Genomic DNA, 24,840 nt, shown 5'->3' with positions numbered 1-24,840 from the left:
TATGGGCCTGCTGCAAAAACAGCAGACCTGTTTATCTTAACTATAACTGAACTAGGAACAGATTAAATACAAAAAATTACAATCGTCGGTTTTTTTATTTGGCAAAAAAGCAGGGCTGTCCATGCTTTTCTTCAAATTGTTTGACCCAATTCTCATGTGCCTCCAGCTCTGCGGCGGAAGGCAGAATCACCGGCAATTCCACTTCAATGCTGCGACGACCCGATTCACCGCTTTGTTCTTCATGATGAGCTGACAGGGCATCCATATCAAAGGATACCTGGCCACCGGTCATGGCCAGATAGACATCGGCCAAAATTTCAGCATCGAGCAAGGCGCCGTGGAAGGTACGGTCACGCGCCGGAATTTCATAACGCTTCACTAAGGCATCGAGCGAGTTCTTTTGTCCCGGATGCTTGTTTTTGGCCATTACCAGGGTATCGGTGACTTCACACACCGCCGATAAATCGCCTAGACCACAGCGGTTAAACTCCATATCCAGGAAGTTCATATCGAAGGTGGCGTTATGTGCAATAATTTCCGCGCCTTTTAAATAGTCATACAGCACTGCAGCAATTTCGGCATACTTCGGCTTGTCTTTTAAAAACTCATCCGAAATACCGTGCACCACTTCCGATTCACCGACCGGTTTTTCCGGGTTGATATAAATATGAATCGAGCTGCCGGTCAGTTTGCGGTTGACCATTTCAATCGCGCCGACTTCAATAATCCGGTCACCATCCTGATAATAAAAACCGGTGGTTTCCGTATCCAGAATCAGCTGGCGTGGACCATAAGCCTGAACCGTGGCCGGGGTAATCACAATATGGGGATGCGATGACGTGTTTGCTGGCGCTGTTGCACTCTGGTTCTGGGTTTCATCTTGGATCAGGACTTCGTTCTGATTCGGGCTGTCATTTTGACTGAGGGTTTGCGTCACGGTAATGCTGTGCTGGGTCAGACTGAGATGATCCTCCTGCACCATTAGCAGTTCTTCTTCGACTTCAACGTCTAGTTGGCTGTCGTCTAGATCGAAGCCAAAAGGGTCGTCGAGCAACCAGTCAGATTCTGCTTTTTTTTTAGCCGTGCCCGGCGGGATGACTTCAGACTCAGCGCTTTTATCTTCAGTAATGATTTGTACCGGCGTCACTTTGACCTGCTGTGCAAATACCAGATCGGCCCCTTTGTTGGCCAGCTGATCGGCCATTTCATTGCCAGCATGGCCAGCGTGACCTTTAATCCAGTGCCATTCAATTTCACGACCCTGACAGATGGCATCCAGTTTTTGCCATAGGTCCGGATTTTTCACATCTTTCCAGTTTTTCTTTTTCCAGCCGGCAATCCATTCGGTCATGCCGCGTTTGACATAGTTGGAATCGGTCCAGAGAATCAGTTTGGCCTCTGCCGGGCAGAACTGAATGCCTTCAATGGCTGCCGTCAGCTCCATACGGTTGTTGGTGGTTTCCAGTTCCCCGCCATAGAGTTTGTGCTGCTGGGTTTCTGTAATGACATATGCACCCCAACCGCCCAAGCCAGGGTTTCCACGACAAGCACCATCCACATATAGTGTGATTGTTTGAGACATAAGCCAGATCCAAAGAGAGCCAAATAAAAACCGAGCCGCTATTGTATAACGCAATTGCAGATCAGAAACGCCGAAGACGTCAATTTTTTAATTTCTTGTAACATTTATATTAGAATCGCGCTAGAGTAAAACCTTGTGTCGTAGTGATGCTTCACTACAATGTCAAATCTAAAAAATAATTTATAGACGAGTTGTTTGGATTTCCTATGTATAAACCAACCACACGCATGTGGCAGCCTATGGTCCCGGCACTATTTAAAATTACAGTTTTGGGTTCAGCGCTGGCCGCGCTCGGCATCAGCACCGGCTGTACCTCTACACAAAGTGCCAGCAAAGCGTCAACGTCGAGTCAGGTTGGTTCAGGTTATCTGGACGCCAGCAGTTTAGATTCACTGGAAGATTTATTGTCGGCCACCGACATGCGCGCGGTAGAAGGCGACCGTTTACTGATTTTAAAACACGGTGATGTCTGGAAGCGTATGACCGTAGGTTTCAAAATGGATCTGGAACACTGGAATCCGCGTATTGAAGCGCAGCGCGGCTGGTTTATTTCACGTCAGCCGTATATTGACCGTTTAAGTGCGCGTGCTTCACGTTATCTGTATCACACAGTTAAAGAAGCCGAGCGCCGTGGCATGCCGACCGAACTGGCATTATTACCAGTCATTGAAAGTTCGTACGACCCGGCAGCAACCAGTAGTGCTGCTGCAGCCGGTTTATGGCAGTTTATTCCAAGTACCGGACGTATTTATGGTCTGAAACAGACCCCGCTGTATGATGGCCGCCGTGATGTGGTCGAATCGACCCGTGCTGCCTATGAATTCCTCGGTAGCCTGTATAACCAGTTTGGTTCCTGGGAGTTGGCTCTGGCCGCTTATAATGCCGGACCGGGCCGTATTCAGCAGGCGATTAACCGTAACAAGGCTGCCGGTTTACCGACTGATTACTGGTCACTGAAATTGCCACAGGAAACCATGAACTATGTGCCGCGTTTCCTGGCAGTGGCGCAAATTATTAAAAATCCAGGTGCCTACGGGGTGCGTTTGCCGCCAATTGCCAACCGTCCCCATTTCCGTGAAGTGACGGTCGGAGCGGTGAATTTAAATGATGTGGCCAATATTACTGGTCTTAGCCGTGCCGAGTTATATGCACTGAACCCGGGCCATCGTACTGACCGAATTGACAGTGCCAGCCCGATGCGGATTCTGATTCCAGCCGATTTAAGCCCAACAGTCGATGAACGTCTGAAAAACCTGCAAGGTGGTGGATTGCTGGCCAGCAACACTCGTCCTAGTGTGACGACGCAGACCACGACCAGTGCCCCAGCTACAAAAACCACCACACCCGCTTTGACGGCCAGTGTGACTCAGCGTACTGCTACGACTACACCAGCGAGCACAGCCAAAACTGCTAGCAGCACGACTACAACCAGCACCAAACGGATCAGTACGCCACGCGGTTCATCGGCTTTGGCCTCTTTTGCGGCCAATTCAGATATTCCAAGTGCTCCACGTATTCCGGTGGCCATTACCCCGGCACAGAATATTCAGCCGGTGAAGGTCGAACCGCCAATTTCAGCAGCAGAACGTGAACAGATTTTGGCGGCAGTGAAAACTGAAGACCAGAACAAAACGGTAGAAGAGGTGTTGCAGCCGGTGGCCTCTCAGGCTGAACAGGCGCAGGTGGTGGCCGAGTTAAAAGAAATTGCACCACAAGGCACTGAAATTGTCGATCCTTATGATGGCAAGATTAAGCTGACTGCAATTCAGACCAGTCTGTCGGTGGCCGAGCAGCAAGGTAAAGAGCTGACCAAAGGCTTTGCTTACCCGAAAAGTGTTGCGGATAGCACCCGTCCAGATTCAGACGAAGCCCAGCGGAACCAGGGCAAGAACGTAATCAAGACCGACACCGAAGTGGTGGTGGTGCCACCAAAAGGCAAGCGCAGTACCTATACGGTACAGGCCGGCGACACCCTAGTGCTGATTGCCATGAAAAATGGGGTGAATTGGCGTGATGTGGCGAAATGGAACCAGATTGATCCAAACTCGACCCTGTATGCTGGTACCACCATCTATTTATATGATGCCAAGCCACAAGCTGCCGCGCCAGCCAAAGCCAAAGAGCAGCCGGAATCCTATGTGGTTAAAGCTAACGATACCTTAACCGGGGTAGCCAATCAGTTTGGTTTATCGGTCAAGCAACTGGCGGATTATAATAATCTGAACACAAGCAGTGGCCTGTTTGTCGGCCAGAAGCTGAATCTGCAAGAAACAGCAGAGATGCGTGCCAAGGCAGCTGAGCAGAAAGCGGCTGAAACCAAAGTGGCCACGCAAAGCTATACGGTGAAACGCGGTGAATATCTGAAACTGATTGCGGACCGTCATAGCCTGTCCAATGCAGAACTGGCAGCCTTAACTCCGGGTCTGACTGCTGGCAGCAGTTTGCTGGTTGGACAGCGGATTAATGTGCCTGTGAGTGACTCAAAAGCCGAAGCAAAAACTGAAACGGCCGCAGAGAGTCGTCGTGCAGCGCCAAGTACGTCAACTGCTGAGATTAAAACAGAAAACTATACTGTCCAGCGTGGTGACACCTTATCGAGCGTGGCTGCGCAAAGCAAAATGAGTCTGGCTGATCTGGCCGCCTTAAACCAGATTTCGACCAATACCGGCCTGCGAATTGGGCAAACTTTAAAAATTCCCGCCGGTTCGACCATCCCGGATAGTTATACAGTACAGTCGGGAGATACCTTAACTGCCATTGCCAACCGCTATAACCTGAGTCTGGAGCAGATTGCCAGTTTAAATGGCATCAGCCGGACTGCCGGTTTACGTACCGGCCAGCGCCTGAAACTCAGCGGTGAGCCAGCGCTAGTGGAAGAAAGTAAGGTCAGCACAACTGCGGCAAACTCTGATATTCATATTGTAAAATCGGGTGAGACCTTAAATAGTATTGCGCGTAAATATCATTTGCAGCTGAACTATCTGGCCGCACTAAATGATCTGCCACGTACTGCTGCACTGCGGATTGGCCAGCGTTTAAAAATTGAAGGTGATCTGGACAGCAGTAGCAACCGTGCCGCGGAAAGTGTAGCGGTGAGCAGCGCCAGCACGGGTAAAGCAACCGAAGCCTATACCGTTAAAGCCGGTGAGTCCTTAAATGCCATTGCCAGCCGTACCGGTATTTCGGTCGCTGAACTGGCGGCCTTGAATGACCTGAGTCCGCGTGCCGGTTTAAGAGTGGGACAAACCCTGCAATTGCCAAAAACCATGACAGAATATAAGGTCAAGCGCGGTGATACCCTGATTGGGCTGGCCAGCCGTTATGGTCTGGAAACCAGTGAACTGGCTGATATGAACGAGATTAAACCGAATACGCAGCTGCGTATTGGAGAGATCATCAAGGTTCCGAACCTGTAATTGCCGGGCACAAGGAGTCGTGACCGCATGAACAGATCTTTATATGGCTTGAGTGCTGTGGCAACAGCACTGGCCTTGACCTCAAGCTGGAGTTGGGCTGCGCTGCAGACCACGCCGTATATCGCGCTGCACAGCAGCCCGAAATACAGCCAGCTTGCGGCCATGCCCTATGCCAATCCGCAAGCACCGAAAGGTGGCATACTGAGTCAGTCCAGCAATGGCACTTTTGACAACCTGAACAGCATGAACGGTAAGGGCAGTGCGACCGATGGGGTGAATTATCTGTTTGATTCGCTCATGACCAGCTCGCTAGATGAGCCGGGGGTGATGTACCCACTGCTGGCAGAAAAAGTGACTTATGATCCGAAGCAGACCAAGTTTGTCATTTTTCATCTGAATCCAAAAGCACGTTTTAGTGATGGCACACCGGTCACCGCGGCTGATGTCAAATTCAGTTTTGATACCTTCCAGAGCAAATCTAATCCGGGTTTGCAGATGTATATTGCCGATTTGGATAAAACCGAGGTCTTATCCAGACATCAGGTCAAAATGACCTTTAAATCCGATAACAACAGTGAAATGCCGCTGATTTTATCGGCCTTACCGATTTATTCCCAGAAAGACTGGCAGGGCAAGGACTTTAGCCGGATTACCTTGCAGCCGATGCTGGGGTCAGGCCCGTATCTGATTGAACGGATTGATGCCGGACGCAGTATTACTTATAAGCGCAATCCGAACTATTGGGGCAAAGATCTGCCGGTAAATAAGGGCCGTTATAACTTTGACCGGCTTAAATTTGTCTATTACCGCAATATGGATGTGGCCTTTGAAGGCTTTAAGTCGGGCCAATACACGCTGCATGAAGAATATACCGCGCGCAAATGGGTGACGGAATATCAGTTCCCGGCAGTGAAAGCGGGGATGGTGGTGAAATATAAGTTCCGGCATGAAAACCCGGTGCCAACACAAAGTTTTGTGTTTAATACCCGGCGTGCACCGATGCAGGATATTCATTTCCGTCAGGCGCTCAGCCATGCCTATGATTTTGAATGGCAGAATAAAGCCCTGTTTTACGGACAGTATCAGCGTTTGCAAAGTTATTTTAGCAATAGCGAACTGGAAGCCAAAGGTCGTCCAAGCGCGGCGGAGCTGGCACTGTTAAAGCCGTATTTAAAACAGTTGCATCCGGTGCAGCGTCAGGGGGTGCTGGCCAACTGGAAATTCCCGGTCAGTGATGCCAGCGGTTTTAACCGCAGCGGTCTGCTCAAAGCCCGGCAGATCCTGCTGAATGCCGGCTATCGCTTCAAGGATGGCCGTTTGCTTGATCCGAAAGGCAACACCATCCAGCTGGAATTTTTAATTCATCAGGATGGCTTGCAGCGTACTTTAATGCCTTTTGTGCGCAATTTAAAACGTCTGGGGATTGTGGTGAATATCCGTCAGGTCGATGTGCCGCAATATATTGAACGGATGCGCCGGGCAGAATTTGACTTAAGCACCATGGTCTTGCCACAGTCCTTAAGTCCGGGCAATGAACAGGCGCAATTCTGGAGCAGTGCCGCGGCAGATCAGCCGGGCAATTATAATTATGCCGGCATCAAGAATCCGGTCATTGATGACATCATTCAGAAAATTATTTACGCGCCTGACCGCCAGCAGCTGATTGTCCGGACCAAAGTGCTGGACCGCTTATTACGCGCTGGTTATTACCAGATTCCGACCTATGGCAAAGGCGAGCACTGGCTGGCCTACTGGAATATGTACCAACAACCGAAAATAAAACCAAAACTTTCCATTGGACTTGATTACTGGTGGAGTGATGCAGCCGGGGCGCAAAAAGTAGCCCAGTATCTGCGTAAACAATAAGCTGGCTTTGCCACAAGGATGCTGAGCGCATGGGAACCTATATCCTGAAACGTGTGTTGCTGATTATTCCCACACTGTTTCTGATTTTGCTGATTAACTTTATTGTGATCCAGATTGCCCCGGGCGGTCCGGTCGAGCAGGCAATTCAGCAGGCAGAAGCCTTTCAGGGCATGGGCGGGAGTGGCAGTGCCGAAACTGCTGCGGCCGGTTCAACGCCCTATCAGGGCGCCAAAGGTCTAAGTGATGAAATGGTGGCTAAAATTGAAGCGCAATATGGGTTTGATAAACCAATTCATGAGCGTTTCTGGCTAATGCTGAGTAGCTATCTGCAATTTGATTTTGGCACCAGCTTTTTTAAAGACAAGCCGGTGACCCAGCTGCTGTGGGAAAAACTGCCGGTATCGCTGTCTTTAGGATTGTGGAGCACCTTGCTGATTTATCTGGTGTCTATTCCACTCGGGATAAAAAAAGCCCGTCAGCATGGTCTGATCTTTGATAAAGCCACGTCTATTTTGCTGGCCATTGGCTATGCCATTCCGGCCTTTGCTTTTGCGATTTTATTGATTGTATTTTTTGCCGGTGGTTCCTATTTTCAGTGGTTCCCGCTACAGGGATTGGTCTCGGAAAACTTCGATCAGCTGAGTCTGCTGGGTAAAATCAAAGACTATTTCTGGCATATGACCTTGCCGCTGCTGGCGATGGTGATTGGTGGATTTGCCGGGTTGACCTACTTAACCAAATACTCGTTTATGGAAGAACTGAATAAACAGTATGTGCTGGCGGCACGCTCCAAAGGCCTGACCGAATCGCGGGTGCTGTATGGCCATGTTTTTCGTAACGCCATGCTAATTGTGATTGCTGGCCTGCCGGAAGCATTAATTGGGATTTTTTTTGTCGGTAACCTGTTTATTGAAATTATTTTTAACCTCGATGGTCTGGGATTGCTGGGCTTTGAAGCGATTGTACAGCGTGATTATCCAGTAATTTTTGGCACCCTGTTTATTTTTACCTTGTTAGGATTAGTCCTCAGACTGATCAGCGATGTGCTGTATCAGGTCATTGATCCACGGATTAATTTTGAATCACGGGGGGCCAAATAATGTCTCCCTTGATGCAGGCGCGGCTCCAGCGTTTTAAACAGAACCGGCTGGGATTTGGCTGTTTTATCGCCTTTGCTCTGATTTTTATTTTGTCCTTAGCGGCCGAGCTGATCGCCAATGACAAGCCGCTGCTGGTCAAATATGAAAACAGCTTATATATGCCGGTGTTCAAGGCTTATCCTGAAACCACTTTTGGCGGGGTCTTTGAAACCGAAGCAGAATATAAGGACCCGGCTGTGCAGCAACTGATTCAGGACAAGGGCTGGGCCATCTGGCCACTGATTGAATATTCTTATCAATCGCCGAATTTAGAGCTGGCTGTGCCGGTGCCGTCACCACCGACCAGCGATAACTGGCTCGGGACCGATGATCAGGGCCGAGATGTACTGGCGCGGATTCTCTATGGCCTGCGGGTATCACTGCTATTCGGATTTGCCTTAACGCTGGCCTCTGCTGCACTTGGCATTATCGTCGGGGCGATACAGGGCTATTATGGCGGCTGGGTCGATTTGCTGGGACAGCGGATTCTGGAAGTCTGGGGCGGTTTACCAATGCTGTTCATGGTAATGATTCTGGTCAGTATGTTTAGTCCGAGTGTGTACTGGCTGTTTCTGATTATGCTGCTGTTTGGCTGGCCAACCTTGGTCGGACTGGTCCGGGCCGAATTTTTAAGGGCACGTAATTTTGATTATGTCCGTGCTGCCCGCAGCCTGGGTGTGAGCGACCGTACCATCATATTCCGGCACATCTTGCCCAATGCCATGAGTTCAAGTCTGTCACAACTACCCTTTATGCTGACTGCGAATATTACCGCGCTGACTGCACTGGATTTCCTCGGTTATGGTTTGCCGCCCGATGCTGCATCTTTAGGCGAACTGCTGCTACAGGGCAAAAATAATTTAAATGCGCCGTGGCTGGCATTGTCGGGCTTTTTTACCCTAGCGATTGTTTTATCTTTACTGATTTATATTGGAGAGGCGACCCGTGATGCATTCGATCCAAGACGCCAGTAAGCGCACGCCGGTGCTGACGGTACAGCAGCTCCAGATTCAGCATCAACAGCAGCTATTGGTGCACAATTTAAGTTTTGAATTGCACGCTGGCGAAACGCTGGCGCTGGTCGGCGAGAGTGGTTCGGGCAAATCGGTGAGTAGTCTGGCCTTGCTGGGCTTGTTGCCGAGTCAGCTACAGATTCAGGGGCAGGCACTGTTTCAGGGGCAGGATCTGCTACAGCTGAATCCGGCACAACTACGCCAGATTCGCGGCCAGCGCATTGCCATGATTTTTCAGGAGCCGATGACGGCATTAAATCCGCTGCATCGGGTGGAAAAAATTATTAGCGAAAGCCTGCTGTTACAAGGCTATTCCAAGGCGGAAACCCGGCAACGCGTACTGCAATTGCTGCAAGATGTCGGCATTCCCCAGCCGGAAGATAAACTGAAGCGTTATCCGCATGAACTGTCAGGTGGGCAGCGCCAGCGGGTGATGATTGCCATGGCCTTGGCGCTTGATCCGGACATCCTGATTGCCGATGAGCCGACCACTGCGTTAGATGTGACCCTGCAGGCGCAAATTCTGGACCTGCTGCAAAGCTTACAGCGCAGCCGGCAGATGGCCATGATTTTAATCAGCCATGATTTGAATCTGGTGCGGCATTATGCCGATCAGGTCATTGTCATGAACAAAGGCCAGGTCGAGGAGCAGGGGCCGGTTGAACAGGTCTTTCATGCGCCGCAGCAGGCCTATACCCGGGAACTGCTGCATCATGATTTTGGTCAGGCTTTACAGGTAGAGGCGACTCAGCCTTTATTGCAACTGCAACAACTGGGTGTGAAGTTTCCCATCAAGCAGGGTTTACTCAATCGAGTCAAAGATTATTTTGTCGCGGTGGAGCCGCTGGATTTAAATCTGGCCCAAGGCGAATCCATCGGTATTGTCGGGGAAAGTGGTTCCGGTAAAAGCTCGCTGGCGCTGGCGATTTCGCGTTTAACTGCCAGTGAGGGCAAAATTGATTTGCTGGGCCAGGACTTGAACCAGCTTTCGGAAAAGCAGCTGCGGCCATTACGCAGTGAATTTCAGATTGTATTTCAGGACCCGTTTAGCAGCCTGAATCCGCGTTTAAATGTCGAGCAGACCATTGGCGAAGGGTTGACCTTACAAAAGCTGTCAGCATCCGAAATTCAGCAGCGTATTGATCTGGCACTGGAAAAAGTTGAATTGCCGGTCAGTTTTAAAACCCGTTATCCGCATGAACTATCCGGTGGACAGCGGCAACGGATTGCACTGGCACGTGCGCTGGTGCTGAAACCGAAACTGCTGATTCTGGATGAGCCGACCTCGGCGCTGGACCGCACCACACAACGCGCCATCGTTAAACTGTTGCGGCGTTTGCAGCAGCAGGAGCAGATGAGCTATCTGTTTATCAGCCATGATTTGCAGGTGGTCAAGGCCTTGTGTCAGAAGGTATTGGTGCTGAAACATGCCAAGGTGATGGAATTCCAGCGTACTGAAGATCTGTTTGCACAGCCACAAACTGACTATACCCGGCAGCTGATTCAGGCCAGTCAATATTGATCTGTGACTATTTTTGACATTACGAGTTGTCAAAATTTGCTTGACCATTGGGGTAATTCAATGGAGTATTTGCTCTAGACCACAATGTCAGGATTGACCAATGAGCCAGATTGCAGATCAGCTTCAAATTAGAAAGACCACATTTAAAAACCGCATCATTAAAGGCGCTATGAGTGAGGCGCTGGCCAATACGGCTGGTCAGCCGAACCAGTTACATTTGGGCTTATATGAGGCCTGGGCCAAGGGTGGGCTGGGCTGTGCCATTACCGGCAATGTCATGGTGGATATTCGTGCCAAAAATGAACCGGGCGTGGTGGCCATTGAATCAGAACGTGATCTGGCCAAGTTGCAACAGTGGGCACAGATTGGCAAGCAGTATGGCATGGTGCAACTGGTGCAGCTGTCGCATCCGGGGCGGCAATGTCCGAAAGGCCTGAACAAAGAAACCGTCGCGCCTTCCGCGGTACCGTTTAGCCCGGCCTTGGCCACCACCTTTGGCACACCGCGTGAACTGCGTGAAGATGAGATTCTTGATATTATCCAGCGCTTTGCCCGCGCAGCGCAGATCTGTGAGCAGGCCGGTTTTGAAGGGGTGCAGCTGCATGGCGCACATGGCTACTTAATCAGCCAGTTTTTATCACCGCTAACCAATAAACGCCAAGATCGTTGGGGTGGCTCGATTGAAAACCGGATGCGCTTTTTGCTGGAAATTTATCAGGCGGTGCGCGCTGCGACCTCTGAAGATTTTATCATCTCAGTCAAGCTGAACTCGGCGGATTTCCAGCGCGGTGGTATTAGTGAGGAAGATGTGATTCAGGTCTTTAAAGCGATTGATGCTGCCGGAATTGACCTGATTGAAGTATCGGGGGGGACTTATGAAGCACCGGCCATGGCCGGAGTAAAAGCGGAAAAACGCAAAGCCTCGACTTTAGCGCGTGAAGCCTACTTCTTGGAGTTTGCGGAGCGGATCCGCCAGGAAGTTCGTTGTCATTTAATGGTGACCGGCGGTTTCCGGACCGTACAAGGCATGAATACGGCACTGGCCAGCGGCGCCTGTGATTTTATCGGGATTGCTCGCCCATTTGCGGTAGAGCCAGATCTGGCACATCGTTTGCTGGCAGGGCAAGACGTGCGTTATGGTGTCGATAAAATTAAGACCGGCATTCCACTGGTTGATAAAATGGCAATTATGGAAATTATCTGGTATGCCGCGCAGTTCAAGGACATTGCCCAAGGCAAACAGCCGAATCCAAAACTCTCGCCTTTAAAAGTATTTTTTAAATATTTAAAAGGCAATTTGACCGCGGTCATTAAAGGGCAGATTAACTCGCGTAAATCGGCCTAAACAGAAATGGGGAATGAGGGTGATTCATTCCAATTCCCCATCTACGCTTTATTCAGCCTTTTTGAGCATTTCCATCCATATTCACAGGAGATTGTATGAAGTGGATGAGGATCTGGGTGCAGGTGGTATGACTGTTTTAAACGAGTGATAGTATTTTTCATACTTCCCGTTCTGTACAAATAAAAAGTTGCAGCAATAAAAAAGCCCAAGTCGCAATGCTTGGGCTTTTTTATGAATCACGTGTGTGACCCGAATATGGCGTCCCTACGGGGATTCGAACCCCGGTTACCGCCGTGAAAGGGCGATGTCCTAGGCCTCTAGACGATAGGGACAGTGCAGAAGAATATTTTAAACCGCTTCTATTGATTGGAGGAAGTGGCGTCCCTACGGGGATTCGAACCCCGGTTACCGCCGTGAAAGGGCGATGTCCTAGGCCTCTAGACGATAGGGACTTAATAAAATATTACTTCTGAAATTGGCGTCCCTACGGGGATTCGAACCCCGGTTACCGCCGTGAAAGGGCGATGTCCTAGGCCTCTAGACGATAGGGACGTTTCAGAGGTGGGCGTATATTAGGGTGAAAAAAGGAGGGTGTCAAACGCTTTTCTACAATTTTCTGGCTGCAAGGCTTTTAAGCGAATAAATTTAGAACAATTTGCATAAATCAGGTGAAAATTCCCTCAATTTAAGCACTTTCTGGCAGTAACTCGACCAAGGCCTCTAAGACTTGGGGATGCTGTAAATAGCCATAGACTTCATGAGGACGATCTACCGGAGTTTGTACCTGCTGGTTCAGAATGGCCGGTTTAAAATGAAACGGTGGTTCCGACAGTGGAAAGGCGGTCAGAAAATCATCCGGAGAATAAAAATTAATCCAGTCGCCATGCAGGGCAGTGGGGCGCTGAATCGGCTGTTGTAAATGCTCCTGAATCACCCGAAAGGCCAGCGGCGAACCGAGGGTAATAAAGCGTGCAATATTCAGTTCCGGATGCTGAATTAACAGATTATAGGCAATTACCGTGCCTAAGGAATGCGCCAGAATAATATGGGTGTTATCCTGACAGAGCTGGGCATAAATCCGGCTGTGTACCTCTTGAATAAAATGCGGATCGGCCAGGTATAAATAGGCTTCGACCAGAAATTTATGCAACAAGCTGGCATGCAGTTTGGGAAAATAATTGATCAGCCGGGCAAAATCACGCAGTGCAATATCCCGGCTTAAAGCACTGAGCCATTTCAGTTTCTGGTTAAAGTTAAGTGCATCATAGACTTGCAGATGCGGAATATTGCAATCGCCGGGGCGATGTTCTTCCACCACTGTGGTCGGTTTTTGAATTTTGACTGGATGCAGCAGTGGAAAATGCGGCCAGTGCTGCGGCATCCGGGTGCTGGCATTTAAAGTGTTTTGCAGATGATGTTTGGAGAGCAGATCGCCATAAAACGGCATACAGATGGCCTGTTTTAAATCGGCAAAAAATGGGACTGCTGGCTGCGTTTTAAACCCTGCTCCAGTATTGATAACCACAGTCGACGCAGTGAATCGGCAGTCTGGTGTTGCTGATTCATCCCATGAATGCAAATAATATTCATTGTAGGGCCAGCATGTGAATAAGAATGGCTTTATTTAACAGTATAGATAAAAAAAGAGCGGCCGGGGCCACTGCTGTCCCATAGTTTGCTTTAAATAAAAAAACCTGAGTCCTAACAGTTAAAATATGAGTGCAAACAAACACTTTAACGACCAGGATTCAGGTTTTGTCACATCAGAATACCGTATTTCATGAGCTAATTAAACCTGTTGTGCGACAGGATTTTGAACAACTTGCTAAAGTACACCATGTTGGACAGAAATTTAGAGCGGCTTCCCGGTGGGATCAGTTTATTGCCATATTGATGTCTCAATTCTCTTGTAGGCAAAGTCTGAGAGATATTCAATCCAATTTGGAGTGCCAACAGGAAAAGCTGAGTCATCTCGGAGCAAAGTCTATTCCCCGAAGCACGCTGGCACGAATCAATGAGCAGCAGCCTGCTGCCTTGTATCAACAGCTATTTTACAAGTTGCTTAAATACTATGAACACTCAAAAGTAGCTCATAAATTTCGCTTTAAGAATCCCTTGTATTCCTTGGATGCCAGTCATATTGACCTGTCGCTTTCCTTATGTGAATGGGCCAAAGTTCACGACTCAAAAGCCAGCATGAAACTCAGTATAGGATTGAATCACAGCAATGATATTCCTGAGTTTGTTGCAGTTGAAAATGGCAAAGAAAATGACATGGTACAAGGCCGCAAATTCCAGTTTCCTGCTGGCAGCATTGTAGTTTTTGATAAAGGCTATGTCGATTACCAATGGTATGCAAATCTGACTGCTCAAAACATTGGATTTGTCACACGTTTTAGGCCTAAATCTGTGTATCAGGTGATCCAGCAACATCCAGTGCTTGAATCCAAAGGTATTCTAAAAGATGAAACCATTCAGCTGAATAGCGCACATGCCCTAAAAAGAAAAGCCCCAGTGTTAAGAAGAATTGAATATAGAGATCAGCAAAGTGGCAAGCACTTTAGCTTTCTCAGCAATAACTTTCATTTAGCCGCCTCCACCATTGCGGCGATTTATAAAGATCGTTGGAAAGTTGAGCTGTTCTTTAAGGCGATTAAGCAGAATCTCAAATTAAAAGCGTTTCTAGGCCGCAGCAGGAACGCAATTCAGACACAAATCTGGATTGCGATGATCGCCTATTTATTGGTGAGTTTCGCTCGACATTTAGGAAAAACAGGTTGGACAGTTCAACGTTTACTCAGAATAATTCAAGTGAATTTGTTTGAAAGAAGAACTTTAAAAGCTTTATTTTCACCCGATAAAATACCCATAAAACAAGAGGAAGCTCAAATGAGCTTCCTCTTGTGAAAAATTGTGGGACAGCAATGGCCGGGGCCGCTCTTTACTGCAAATCCTGATTAGATTTTTTTATGATAAAAACGGTAATAGCTGATATAGCAGGCTGCAATAAAGATTAAACAGCCAAAGAAACTGATGCGCATGGATGGATCAAACACCATACTCAAACAGGTAATCAGACAGAATACAAAGCCCAGAATTGGCACAATCGGGAACAATGGTGCGGCAAAGCCCAGCTCTTTCACGCTACGACCCTGTTTATACCATTCACGGCGGAAGTTGAAATGACTTAAGCAGATACTCATCCAGACCACCACCATGGTAAAGGCCGCAATACCGAGCAGGTTGGTAAAAATCAGCTCAGGTGCAAACTGCTCAGACAGCAAGCCTGGCATTGCACCCAGCATGGTGACCATCACTGCCACATAAGGAATACCACGCGAGTTGACCTTGGAGAAAACCTGCGGCAACTGCTTCTGATACGACAATGACCACATCATCCGCGATGCTGCAAACAAACCTGAGTTGGCGGCAGACAGTAAGGCGGTAATGATCACGAAGCGGATAATATCTTCTGCGTATGGAATCCCGATGTGCTGGAACACGGTCACAAATGGACTGCTACTCACGCCCTCAGCGGCCAGACCGGCTTCCTGATGCGGCAATAACGCAGTCACCACCAGAATGGTTCCGACAAAGAAAATCAGCAGGCGGAAAATCGCGGTGTTGATGGCTTTTGGAACGTTTTTGGCCGGGTCTTTGGTTTCACCAGCGGCCACACCAATCAGTTCGGTGCCAGAGAAGGCAAAGTTCACAATCAGCATGGTGGTGAAAATCGGGAATAAACCTTCCGGGAACCAGCCCTGTGCGGTTAAATTGCTAAACAGCGGCGCAGATTCATAGCCCTGATAGCCGATCACGCCGAAAATGGCCAGCAGACCGAGCAGAATAAAGGCCACCACGGTCACGACTTTGACCAGTGCCAGCCAGAATTCCGATTCAGCAAACCAGCGGCTAGACACCATATTTAAGGTAAAGACAAATACCCCAAAAATAATGGTCCATAACCACATCGAGATGTGCGGGAACCACTCCTGCATCAGCAGGGCGGCTGCGGTAAATTCAGTCCCCAGGGTGACTGACCAGGTTAGCCAGTACAGCCAGGTGACGGTATAGCCTGTTCCGGGTCCAATATAACGTTTGGCATAAGCACCAAAAGAACCGGATTCAGGCATATGGACAGCCAGTTCGCCCAAACACAGCATAACCATGTAAGCGATCACGCCGCCCAGAAAATAAGCAAGAATGGCACCTACAGGCCCCGTTTGTGCAATGACTTCACCCGAACCTAAAAATAAACCAGTTCCGATTGCACCACCAAGTGAAATCATAACCAGATGTCGAGTACTCATAGCGCGTTTTAAAGGCGCAGAATTGCCCTGATGCGTAGCATCATTCGGAGAATGAGATGTCTGCATAAGAGTAGGAGAATAAAAGAATAGAGAAGCAGGCTATTGTAGAGAAAAACTACAAATCTGCAATCAATAATCAAAACAATTGGGTTAGAAGTAATCGTCTGGCGCGATTTAGATGGCGTCCCTACGGGGATTCGAACCCCGGTTACCGCCGTGAAAGGGCGATGTCCTAGGCCTCTAGACGATAGGGACGTTGCGAGGTGAGGGCTATATTAGGGATTTGCCCCAAAGATGTCAATTTGATGACGGGAATAATTCCATGATTTGGATTTATTTGTCTAAAAAGTATCTGTTTAGGCTGTTGGAAAATTTATCGTTTGATGATGGCCGCCCGGTTTTTAATAAGCACTTCAATCTGCACCGGATTTTAACCCATGAGCATCTGCACGACCCACCGCACCGGAGATAAAAAAGACCACATTTAGTGGTCCGGGGTTTGGTACTCAGGTGCTTGTGGCTGCGGCGCGGCCTGTTCAGCCGGTGTGGGCGCTTGCGGTGCTTTGCTATCACGCGACACAATGTACAGATAAAGTGCCGAAGGCAGCAAAATAATCAGGACCAGAAAAATCTTTTTTAACATTGTCTTATAAAAAAAGCATGGGAAATTACTGCAATTATAGCGGATGCACAGTCTAAAAGCGCAAGCCTGTGCATATTTCCACGCTAGAATTTAAAGGTCACATCGGCAATAAACTGCCGGCCAATGTCGGGCTGGGCGCTGCCGCTGCTGTCAATAAAGCTGTTGGCGCGGTTGGTGACATTGTTAATAGTCAGACCCAAAATGGTTTGAGTATTTTTAACAGACGGAATCCGGTAGCTGGCTTTCAAGTCCCAATAAAACTTGTTCTGGGTGGTGTACGGCGTATAGGCATCATGCTGCACGCCCTGTGCGTCGGTATAGCCTTTGGCCTTACGTTTTAGGGCATCAACTTTACCCTGATAACTCAGGAAATGGCTGAGCGTTAGCGGCAGGCGGTCAAACTGCATCTCCCAGTTCAGACGCACGGTCCACGGCACATGAAACTCATGGGCAGGGCGATCCTCGGCATCAATCAGTTGCCCCTTATAATAGACTTGCGGGGTGGCGGTCAGAATATCGGTACTGTCGTAATGATCAAAATTGCGCGTGGTTTCGGTATAGTCTGCATTCAGGGCCAGACGATGCTGTGCACCTAAAAATGCCAGTGGCGCCAGGTTGCGGATGGAAAGTGAATAAATATCGGATGCAGAGCGACCGCGATTGTCATAGCTATAACTCAGATCTTCCAGATTCATTTTAGTTTTACGTAACTGGTCCTGATTGTCACGGTTGACCCATTTCAGGCTGAATGCGGTATTATTCAGTTTGGAACTCAGGCCAAGTACGGTTTCATCGCTATACGGGGTTTTCAGCTCGGAACGATAGGTGAAACTGGTCTTTCCTGCGGTTTTGGGTGTCCAGCCCTGTTCCAGCTGCGCGCGTGTATATTTCTGCTCAAACTGGTCAATCCGGTCATTCAGTTCATTCACAAACGCATTTAGCCCGTAATAGCGGTTCCAGCCACCCAAAAGGATCAGGCGTTCATTGCCCAAAGGACGGATTTCTAGTGCAGTTCTGGGGGCAACATTGTTCTGTTTATGGATGGAATCATAGTCACTCCGGAAGCCCAAGGTTGCGCTCAGATACTGATTCCAGTGAATCTGGTCTTCAATAAAGGCATGCCAGCGATCCTGACGGATATCCAGTTGACTGGCATAATAGCTGGTTTTGCTGCTTAAATACTGGCCTTGATATTTTCCATCCAGACTTGGCGCAGTATCACAGGCATCATATAGAGTGCCATTATCAGACTGGCAGTCGGCGCCGCTTAAATTTAAAGGCGTGGCATATACGTGGGCAGTTTCAGGGCGTTGCCAGTAAGCAGCATAATGGCCATAGCCGGCCCCGATTTTAAACTGATGCCGTAAAGATGCGGTTTCAATCGGCTCAAACAGGGCTTTAATGGTGTATTCCAGCCGGCTTTCTTGCTGCTTTAAGCCGCCCATATGACCTTCGAAACTATATCTGTCCTTGCCCCAGTTTTTGCTGCTCGAGTTGAGCCAGCTATAGTGGTTCTGGGCGGCCTGACGTCCTGCTTGCTGGCGTTGATAATTTAGCTGCTGGGTCAGCAAGACACTGTCGAGCTGGTTGTTCAGATTAAAATACAGGTTCTGGCTGTTCGAGTGTTGGGTCGATTCAGAATCACGGATATTGGATTTAAAATACAGTCCATCATTTTCCAAAAAGCTCGCGCCCAGCTTAAACGAGGTACGTTCAGAGGGATCATAAAATAATTCCACACCGGCATTGCGGGCCTGACGCTGCTGTTCAAATTGCCCTGATTCGGCAAAATCTGTTTTTAAGGGAATGGCTGAATGCCGGTATGAAGCAAAGGCATTAAAACCCCATTGCTCACTGAGCCGACCATAACTGTTCAGGCTAATGCCCTGTTTGGTGAAGTAGGGCTGTGCCGACTCATCGGTCGAATCTTCAAAAGCATCCCGGCTGTCCTGAGAGGGGAAATTGACTTTTGACCAGGCATCTGAGGTGTAGTCATAACTGAGCGAACCGTGAATTTTGCCAATTTCAGTTTGCGGAGCGCAGGTTTCGGCAGAAACCACGCCGCCGGCAAATTCTCCATATTCCGCCCCGACATTACTGTCTAACACGGTCAGTTTACACAGTAGGTCGGTATTAATGGCAGCAGTCTGTGAATTGCCCATTAGCTGGTTGGGATGATTGGATTGCTGTGCCCCCACCGGATTAATCGTATTGTTGATGGAGAGGCCATTGATCAGAATCTTGTTATCGTAAGCCAATCCGCCATTAATACTGATATCGGCCGCGTTCAGTTCACCTTGCTGCAAGCTGCTGCGAAAGCGGTGACCTAGCTGCACGTTCGGATTCACCTTTAAAAAGTCGGTGATGTTCTTGCTGCTATTCGGGCTTTTCTTTAAATCTTCCTGTTTATAGACTGTTTTTCCCAGCGCATTTTCCTCTTTGGCCTCGACCACAATGGTCGACAGTTTGAGCGAGGGAGAGAGGGTGGTAGGTTCTGATTCTTGAATCTGTTCAGCAAAACTAAGGGAGCTGAAGCTGCTTAAAATGGCCACAGACAAGCTGGAATAGGCAAAACGCATGAGATGTGTTTTTTGTAAAAGATAATGCAAGCGATTATCATTAACCTGATGGGCTTACTCAATAGAAATGAGAATTATTTGCAATAACAGCTTAAATAAACAACAGTGCTGTGCAAAGAAGAATGAATAACAAACAGGAGGGGAGAGAAATGAGATGGCGTCCCTACGGGGATTCGAACCCCGGTTACCGCCGTGAAAGGGCGATGTCCTAGGCCTCTAGACGATAGGGACGTTTAGAAGATGGCGGTATCTTATTGATCCGCCACCAAGGTGTCAAGTAGATGCGGGGTGAGTTTGTTTAAAATATAACAGAACAGTTCCGCGGTCTTTTGTGTGTCGTACAGGGCAGAGTGCGCTTCTTTGCCATCAAATTCAATGCCGGCCTGAATACAGGATTTGGCCAGTACCGTTTGACCGAACATCACCGCGCTTAAGGTTACGGTATCGAGTACGGAAAAGCTGTGAAACGGATTCTGGTTTTTGGTACTGGTACGGGCAATGGCCGCCTGTAAAAAGCCCAGATCAAAATGCGCATTGTGGCCGACCAGCACTGCATGAGTACAGTTCTGCTGGCGACGCACTTCATTCACGGATTTAAAAATACGTTTCAGCGCCGTTTTTTCATCTTCAGCCATGGCCATACGCATCGGGTTGAACGGATCAATCCCGATAAAGTCGAGTGAACGACGGTCCAGATTGGCCCCTTCAAACGGATTAATATGCGCATGATAGGCCTGACCCGGAACAAAATGGCCTTCCGCATTAAACACAATCGGAATGGCGGCTATTTCAAGTAAGGCATCGGTTTGCGAATTAAAACCTGCTGTTTCGACATCGACCACAACAGGTAAGAATCCACGGAAACGCTGACCAATTAAAGGTAGAGTTTCGTCTGTCACACTTTTCTCCATTGGATGGTTTGACCGGCATATAGCGGAACAATCTGTTCACCATCCAAATAGTCTAAACTTGCAGGAATCACTTGGTCTTCTTTAACCAGGGTAATCGTACCAGTATTACGCGGTAAACCATAGAAGTCTGCGCCAAAGTGGCTGGCAAAACCTTCTAGGCGGTCCAGTTTACCGACCTGGTCAAAGGCTTGCGCATACAGCTCAATGGCGGTTGGTGCGCTATAGCAGCCGGCACAGCCGCAGGCATTTTCTTTGGCATTTTTAGAATGCGGCGCGCTGTCGGTTCCGAGGAAGAATTTCGGATTGCCACTGGTCGCCACTTCCAGCAAAGTCTGCTGATGGGTTTGACGTTTTAAAATAGGCAGGCAGTAGAAGTGTGGTTTAACCCCACCAACCAGCATGTCATTGCGGTTAAACAGCAAATGTTGCGGAGTAATGGTAGCGGCCACGTTGCGGTCCTGCTCCAGAACAAAGTGCGCTGCTTCGCTGGTGGTGATGTGTTCTAGCACCAGTTTCAGTTTCGGGAACTGTTTTAATAAAGGTGCCAACACTTCATCGAGGAAGCGTTTTTCACGGTCAAAAATATCGACATGCTGATGGGTTACTTCGCCGTGTAACAGCAGCGGCACCTGATGTTCTTCTAACTGTTCAATCACCGCATAAACTTTACGGATGTCGCTGACCCCATTGTCCGAGTTGGTGGTCGCACCAGCCGGATACAGCTTGATGGCATTGACATGCTCGGAGTCTTTAATTTTTTTCACTTCGGCTGGCGAAGTCTGATCAGTGAAATACAGCACCATGCGCGGATCAAACGCCACGCCTTCTGGCACATGCGCCATAATGCGTTCACGATAGCTGATCGCTTCTTCCACGGTTTTTACAGGCGGGACAAGATTCGGCATACAGATCGCACGTGCAAACTGTTTGGCAAGATCTGGAACTGTACGTTTTAATGCTAAACCGTCACGTAAGTGAGCATGCCAGTCATCTGGCTGTAAAAGAGTAATCGTATTCAAGGTGATGCCGATCGAAAAATAAATGGAATGATAATCTATAAACCTGACAATGATAACGTCAAATCTAGACAAAAGATGCCTTATATTGAATTAATTTTTATCATTTTGTGTTATTTTTAAGCGACTATAAAAATTATATTTTATGTCAATGGAATACAAATATAAGCTTGTCCAATTGCAATACGACAAGGAAAAAATAGAGGCACTGATTGCCCGGCAACGACGCAGCGCAGGTCAGGTGTTTCCGAAACAGCTGGAACAGGAATTTTGGCAGCAGTATTTGGAGCGGGCCCGGCATAATATTAACCAGTATTTCTGGTCGGGGGTGCTGGTCTATTTTATTCTGACCATGCTGGTCATTCCCGGGGATTACTGGATTATCCAGCCGCAACATTTCTGGCATGATTTTATCCGCTGTCTGCTCGGGCTACTCAATGGCGGTCTGTGTCTGCTGACGCTGTTTTTCTTTGCGCATTATAAAATCCTGCGGCGCTATTTTGCCTATGCCGCCATGGCGCTGGTGTTCTGGGCCATCTTGTCGATGACCTGGCTGACCATGACCGTGTATACCGAAGCACTGAAATATCAGGCCATGATGATCATCTGTATCATTTACATCATGGGCTATGTGCTGACCGGGGTAAAACCATTTCATATGCTGCTGACCGGATTAATGGCGGCAGTCATGACCATGGTCATGCTGTTTACCTTTTACATTCCAATTGATGTGATGGTGATGGCGCGGGTGCTCATCGGCAGCGTAGTGATGGGTTTTTTAATGAGTAAAATGCTGTGTACCCGAGAGCGGATGATCTTTCTGGTGATGCAGCAGGCGAAACTCGGCGAGAAAATTAACCGGATTAACAGTGAAGAATTGCTGCATTTAAGCCAGCATGATGCACTGACCAAAGTGTCGAACCGGCGCAACTTTGATGAAATGCTGAACAGCTATTATGAGCAGGCGCGGCATGATGAACGGCCCTTGTCCTTGCTATTTATTGATGTCGATTTCTTTAAGCTGTTTAATGATTTTTATGGCCATCAAAAAGGTGATGAAGTCATTTCATCAGTGGCCAAGTCCATTAAAGACGCGATTCGGCATATGGATTTTGTGGCGCGTTATGGCGGCGAAGAATTTGTGGTGTTGCTGCCTGAAACTGATGCGCATGGTGCTTATGCGGTGGCGTCAAATATTTTTAGGGCAATTGAACGGCTGGCCATTCCACATGAAAAATCCAGTGTGTCCGATATCATTACTATCAGCCTGGGTTTTACCGTGTATAAAGGCGAGCTCGAGATTTCCAAGGATGATCTGATTAGCCGTGCCGACCAGGCGCTGTACCGGGCGAAAAAACTCGGCCGGAACCAGATTTATTATCAGACCGCGCAGGTCAGCGATATTCTGCAAGGTTTAGAATAAATCCCAAACAGCAAGTACAAAAAAACCGCCCCGAAGGCGGTTTTTTCATAGAGACAACTTATTTCTTGTCTTTTAATTGTGGAACAGCAGAACCTGTACCCACGGCCAGTAAACCAGCACCGGTATAAATGCCAAGTTTTTGACGGGTATCGGTAATGTCCAGGTTACGCATGGTTAACTGACCAATACGATCCATTGGCGTGAACATTGAATCACCTTTTTCCATGGTCAAACGCTCAGCTTCATAGGTGAGGTTTTCAGATTCAGTGTTCATGATAGTGTAGTCATTACCACGACGCAGTTCTAAAGTCACTGTACCAGTGATGGCTTTTGCAACCCAACGCTGTGCAGTTTCACGCAGCATCAGTGCTTGAGAATCGAACCAGCGACCTTGATACAGTAAACGGCCTAAACGTAAACCGTTAATGCGGTATTGTTCGATGGTGTCTTCGTTATGAATACCTGTCACTAAACGCTCGTAAGCAATGTGCAGCAGTGCCATACCCGGAGCTTCGTAAATACCACGAGATTTCGCTTCAATGATACGGTTTTCGATCTGATCCGACATCCCCAGACCGTGACGGCCACCAATGCGGTTGGCTTCCAGAATGAACTCTACCGGATCTTCGATACGACGGCCATTCAGTGCAACCGGGAAACCTTCTTCAAAGGTAATTGAAACTTCTTCAGGTGCAATTTCAACGTCATCTTTCCAGAACGCAACGCCCATGATTGGCTCAACAATCTTGATACCGGCATTCAGGTATTCCAGATCTTTGGCTTCGTGCGTTGCACCCAGCATGTTCGAGTCAGTCGAGTAGGCTTTTTCTTTTGACATTTTATAGTCGAAGCCGTTGTCGATCAGGAACTGTGACATTTCTGCACGGCCGCCTAGCTCATCAATAAAGGTCTGGTCTAACCACGGCTTGTAAATTTTGAGCGCCGGGTTGGTCAGTAAGCCGTAACGGTAGAAACGCTCGATGTCGTTACCTTTATAGGTTGAACCATCACCCCAGATGTTCACGTCATCTTCTTTCATGGCAGTAACCAGCATGGTCCCGGTAACTGCACGGCCTAGTGGTGTGGTGTTGAAGTAAGGCACACCACCTGTTGAAATGTGGAACGCGCCACACTGAATTGCAGCAATACCTTCAAGTGCAAGCTGTAAACGGCAGTCGATTAAGCGTGCTTTTACTGCACCATAGGCTTCCGCTTTCTTCGGAATAGCATCGTAATCATCTTCATCTGGCTGACCCAAGTTTGCTGTGTAGGCATAAGGTTCAGCGCCTTTTTGTTTCATCCACAATAAAGCAGCAGAAGTATCTAGACCACCAGAGAAGGCGATACCCACTTTTTTGCCTACTGGTACGCTTTGCAAGATCGTTGCATTATCAGTCATTGCGAGTCCTAACTTATGAATATAGGCAACCAAAATGGTGGCCAAGGAGAATTCGAAAATGGCGCTATTGTAGCACTTTTCCGAAACGATGTTTTCTGAAAAATTTGCTTTCTGAAAAAAGTTAGACTTTTTTCATCGGTTTCAGTTTATTTTCGGCCACAGCAGCCCATTCCTGGCTTGAGTATGATAGAACAATTTATATCCACAGAGAGGAAATGCCGATGCAGCCCAATGTCACACCGCCCCCATTGATCTCCAACAATAACCGCAATGAAACCCTGGCGCTGGTTCATGGTATTTATGCCGGTTTACTCAGTTTTAGTGCGGTGGTGTTCCTGTATCTGGAATATCAGCAGCGCAGTATTGCCACAGTCAATTTAGTGATTGTGATGGCCTTGATGCTGCTGTTGATTTATCTGAATATCAGCGCCTGTTTAAAAGTGAAACGGGGCGATGGTGAAGGACGCACACTGTCGCGTATTTTGGCCGTGCTAATGTTATTAAGCTTTCCAATTGGCACGGTGCTCGGTGCAATTGCACTATGGAAAAGCAGCAGCAAGCAGTGGCAGAACTGACATTGGCAGTTTGTCATGATAATTTTTTGAAAATGCCATAAACAAATAATAAAAAATCGCTACAGTATTATGCAACAAGTTGCAAAGCCAGCGTACAGGAA

At 48.2% G+C, this 24,840-nt stretch carries 16 protein-coding genes, 5 tRNA genes and 1 pseudogene; 9 read left to right on the top strand and 13 right to left on the bottom strand.

Going from position 1 to position 24,840, the window contains the following annotated elements; genetic code table 11:
* Positions 1-94 precede the first annotated feature (94 nt).
* Positions 95-1,582: a DNA polymerase III subunit epsilon gene (dnaQ, locus tag F905_RS07535; RefSeq protein WP_005179215.1), complete on the bottom strand. Its 1,488-nt coding sequence runs from the start codon at positions 1,580-1,582 to the stop codon at positions 95-97.
* 206 nt (positions 1,583-1,788) lie between these two features.
* Here dnaQ and F905_RS07530 point away from each other — a divergent pair, with 206 nt between their 5' ends.
* The 6 genes from F905_RS07530 (at position 1,789) to F905_RS07505 (ending at position 11,883) form a co-directional block, all read left to right on the top strand.
* Positions 1,789-4,998, top strand: coding sequence for a lytic transglycosylase (locus F905_RS07530; protein WP_005179214.1), 3,210 nt, complete (start codon positions 1,789-1,791; stop codon positions 4,996-4,998).
* A 27-nt stretch (positions 4,999-5,025) separates the two neighbouring features.
* Positions 5,026-6,864, top strand: a complete 1,839-nt coding sequence (locus F905_RS07525; protein WP_005179213.1) for an extracellular solute-binding protein — start codon at positions 5,026-5,028, stop codon at positions 6,862-6,864.
* A 29-nt stretch (positions 6,865-6,893) separates the two neighbouring features.
* Positions 6,894-7,964 (top strand): microcin C ABC transporter permease YejB, encoded by a 1,071-nt coding sequence (locus F905_RS07520; protein WP_005179212.1) that lies wholly within the window; start codon positions 6,894-6,896, stop codon positions 7,962-7,964.
* Positions 7,964-8,977: an ABC transporter permease gene (locus F905_RS07515; RefSeq protein WP_005179211.1), complete on the top strand. Its 1,014-nt coding sequence runs from the start codon at positions 7,964-7,966 to the stop codon at positions 8,975-8,977. The genes F905_RS07520 and F905_RS07515 overlap by 1 nt, the downstream gene beginning before the upstream one ends.
* On the top strand, positions 8,952-10,538 hold the full coding sequence (locus tag F905_RS07510) for an ABC transporter ATP-binding protein (protein ID WP_005179210.1): 1,587 nt from the start codon (positions 8,952-8,954) through the stop codon (positions 10,536-10,538). Before F905_RS07515 ends, F905_RS07510 begins: the two co-directional genes overlap by 26 nt.
* 100 nt (positions 10,539-10,638) lie before the next feature.
* On the top strand, positions 10,639-11,883 hold the full coding sequence (locus F905_RS07505; protein WP_005179208.1) for an NADH:flavin oxidoreductase/NADH oxidase family protein: 1,245 nt from the start codon (positions 10,639-10,641) through the stop codon (positions 11,881-11,883).
* 256 nt (positions 11,884-12,139) lie between these two features.
* On the opposite strand, the gene F905_RS07500 is transcribed toward F905_RS07505, so the two are convergent.
* The 4 genes and pseudogenes from F905_RS07500 to F905_RS07485 form a co-directional block, all read right to left on the bottom strand.
* Positions 12,140-12,215: transfer RNA gene (locus tag F905_RS07500), tRNA-Glu, on the bottom strand.
* Positions 12,216-12,259: 44 nt separating this feature from the next.
* Positions 12,260-12,335: transfer RNA gene (locus F905_RS07495), tRNA-Glu, on the bottom strand.
* 24 nt (positions 12,336-12,359) lie between these two features.
* Positions 12,360-12,435, bottom strand: a tRNA-Glu gene (locus F905_RS07490).
* A gap of 133 nt (positions 12,436-12,568) precedes the next feature.
* Positions 12,569-13,473 (bottom strand): annotated as a pseudogene (locus tag F905_RS07485) (alpha/beta hydrolase).
* Positions 13,474-13,638: 165 nt separating this feature from the next.
* Between F905_RS07485 and F905_RS07480 the strand changes: the two are divergent.
* Positions 13,639-14,790, top strand: a complete 1,152-nt coding sequence (locus tag F905_RS07480) for an IS4-like element ISAbe18 family transposase (RefSeq protein WP_005176703.1) — start codon at positions 13,639-13,641, stop codon at positions 14,788-14,790.
* A 50-nt stretch (positions 14,791-14,840) separates the two neighbouring features.
* Here the strand turns inward: F905_RS07480 and F905_RS07475 are convergent, their stop codons facing one another.
* The 7 genes from F905_RS07475 to pyrC form a co-directional block, all read right to left on the bottom strand.
* Positions 14,841-16,259: an amino acid permease gene (locus tag F905_RS07475; protein ID WP_005179201.1), complete on the bottom strand. Its 1,419-nt coding sequence runs from the start codon at positions 16,257-16,259 to the stop codon at positions 14,841-14,843.
* Between the two features lie 113 nt (positions 16,260-16,372).
* Positions 16,373-16,448 (bottom strand) — tRNA-Glu (locus F905_RS07470).
* A 229-nt stretch (positions 16,449-16,677) separates the two neighbouring features.
* A complete protein-coding gene (locus F905_RS15505) occupies positions 16,678-16,836 on the bottom strand; it encodes a hypothetical protein (RefSeq protein WP_005179197.1) in 159 nt (52 codons plus the stop codon).
* Positions 16,837-16,919: 83 nt separating this feature from the next.
* Positions 16,920-19,445, bottom strand: a complete 2,526-nt coding sequence (locus F905_RS07465; protein WP_228127897.1) for a TonB-dependent receptor plug domain-containing protein — start codon at positions 19,443-19,445, stop codon at positions 16,920-16,922.
* Positions 19,446-19,570: 125 nt separating this feature from the next.
* Positions 19,571-19,646, bottom strand: a tRNA-Glu gene (locus F905_RS07460).
* A 20-nt stretch (positions 19,647-19,666) separates the two neighbouring features.
* Positions 19,667-20,326 carry a ribonuclease T gene (gene rnt, locus F905_RS07455; RefSeq protein ID WP_075167718.1) on the bottom strand — a complete coding sequence of 220 codons (660 nt, stop codon included), beginning with the start codon at positions 20,324-20,326 and terminating at the stop codon, positions 19,667-19,669.
* Positions 20,311-21,345, bottom strand: a complete 1,035-nt coding sequence (pyrC, locus tag F905_RS07450) for a dihydroorotase (protein WP_034597856.1) — start codon at positions 21,343-21,345, stop codon at positions 20,311-20,313. The genes rnt and pyrC overlap by 16 nt, the downstream gene beginning before the upstream one ends.
* A 148-nt stretch (positions 21,346-21,493) precedes the next feature.
* Here pyrC and F905_RS07445 point away from each other — a divergent pair, with 148 nt between their 5' ends.
* A complete protein-coding gene (locus F905_RS07445; RefSeq protein ID WP_005179187.1) occupies positions 21,494-22,765 on the top strand; it encodes a GGDEF domain-containing protein in 1,272 nt (423 codons plus the stop codon).
* A gap of 58 nt (positions 22,766-22,823) precedes the next feature.
* On the opposite strand, the gene argG is transcribed toward F905_RS07445, so the two are convergent.
* Positions 22,824-24,164: an argininosuccinate synthase gene (argG, locus tag F905_RS07440; protein ID WP_005179184.1), complete on the bottom strand. Its 1,341-nt coding sequence runs from the start codon at positions 24,162-24,164 to the stop codon at positions 22,824-22,826.
* 221 nt (positions 24,165-24,385) lie between these two features.
* On the opposite strand from argG, the gene F905_RS07435 reads away from it, so the two are divergent.
* Positions 24,386-24,739, top strand: a complete 354-nt coding sequence (locus F905_RS07435; protein ID WP_005179182.1) for a hypothetical protein — start codon at positions 24,386-24,388, stop codon at positions 24,737-24,739.
* The last annotated feature ends 101 nt before the right edge of the window (positions 24,740-24,840 follow it).

This window comes from Acinetobacter sp. CIP 53.82, assembly GCF_000369465.1.
GTDB lineage: Bacteria > Pseudomonadota > Gammaproteobacteria > Pseudomonadales > Moraxellaceae > Acinetobacter > Acinetobacter indicus.
Note: the sequence above shows the minus strand (reverse complement) of the source record. Positions and strands in the feature narration are given on the sequence as shown.

Coding starts and splice junctions, on each gene's coding strand:
- dnaQ (WP_005179215.1), bottom strand. CDS start 1,582: ATGTCTCAAACAATCACACTATATGTGGATGGTGCTTGTCGTGGAAAC.
- F905_RS07530 (WP_005179214.1), top strand. CDS start 1,789: ATGTATAAACCAACCACACGCATGTGGCAGCCTATGGTCCCGGCACTA.
- F905_RS07525 (WP_005179213.1), top strand. CDS start 5,026: ATGAACAGATCTTTATATGGCTTGAGTGCTGTGGCAACAGCACTGGCC.
- F905_RS07520 (WP_005179212.1), top strand. CDS start 6,894: ATGGGAACCTATATCCTGAAACGTGTGTTGCTGATTATTCCCACACTG.
- F905_RS07515 (WP_005179211.1), top strand. CDS start 7,964: ATGTCTCCCTTGATGCAGGCGCGGCTCCAGCGTTTTAAACAGAACCGG.
- F905_RS07510 (WP_005179210.1), top strand. CDS start 8,952: ATGCATTCGATCCAAGACGCCAGTAAGCGCACGCCGGTGCTGACGGTA.
- F905_RS07505 (WP_005179208.1), top strand. CDS start 10,639: ATGAGCCAGATTGCAGATCAGCTTCAAATTAGAAAGACCACATTTAAA.
- F905_RS07475 (WP_005179201.1), bottom strand. CDS start 16,259: ATGCAGACATCTCATTCTCCGAATGATGCTACGCATCAGGGCAATTCT.
- F905_RS15505 (WP_005179197.1), bottom strand. CDS start 16,836: ATGTTAAAAAAGATTTTTCTGGTCCTGATTATTTTGCTGCCTTCGGCA.
- rnt (WP_075167718.1), bottom strand. CDS start 20,326: ATGGAGAAAAGTGTGACAGACGAAACTCTACCTTTAATTGGTCAGCGT.
- F905_RS07445 (WP_005179187.1), top strand. CDS start 21,494: ATGGAATACAAATATAAGCTTGTCCAATTGCAATACGACAAGGAAAAA.
- argG (WP_005179184.1), bottom strand. CDS start 24,164: ATGACTGATAATGCAACGATCTTGCAAAGCGTACCAGTAGGCAAAAAA.
- F905_RS07435 (WP_005179182.1), top strand. CDS start 24,386: ATGCAGCCCAATGTCACACCGCCCCCATTGATCTCCAACAATAACCGC.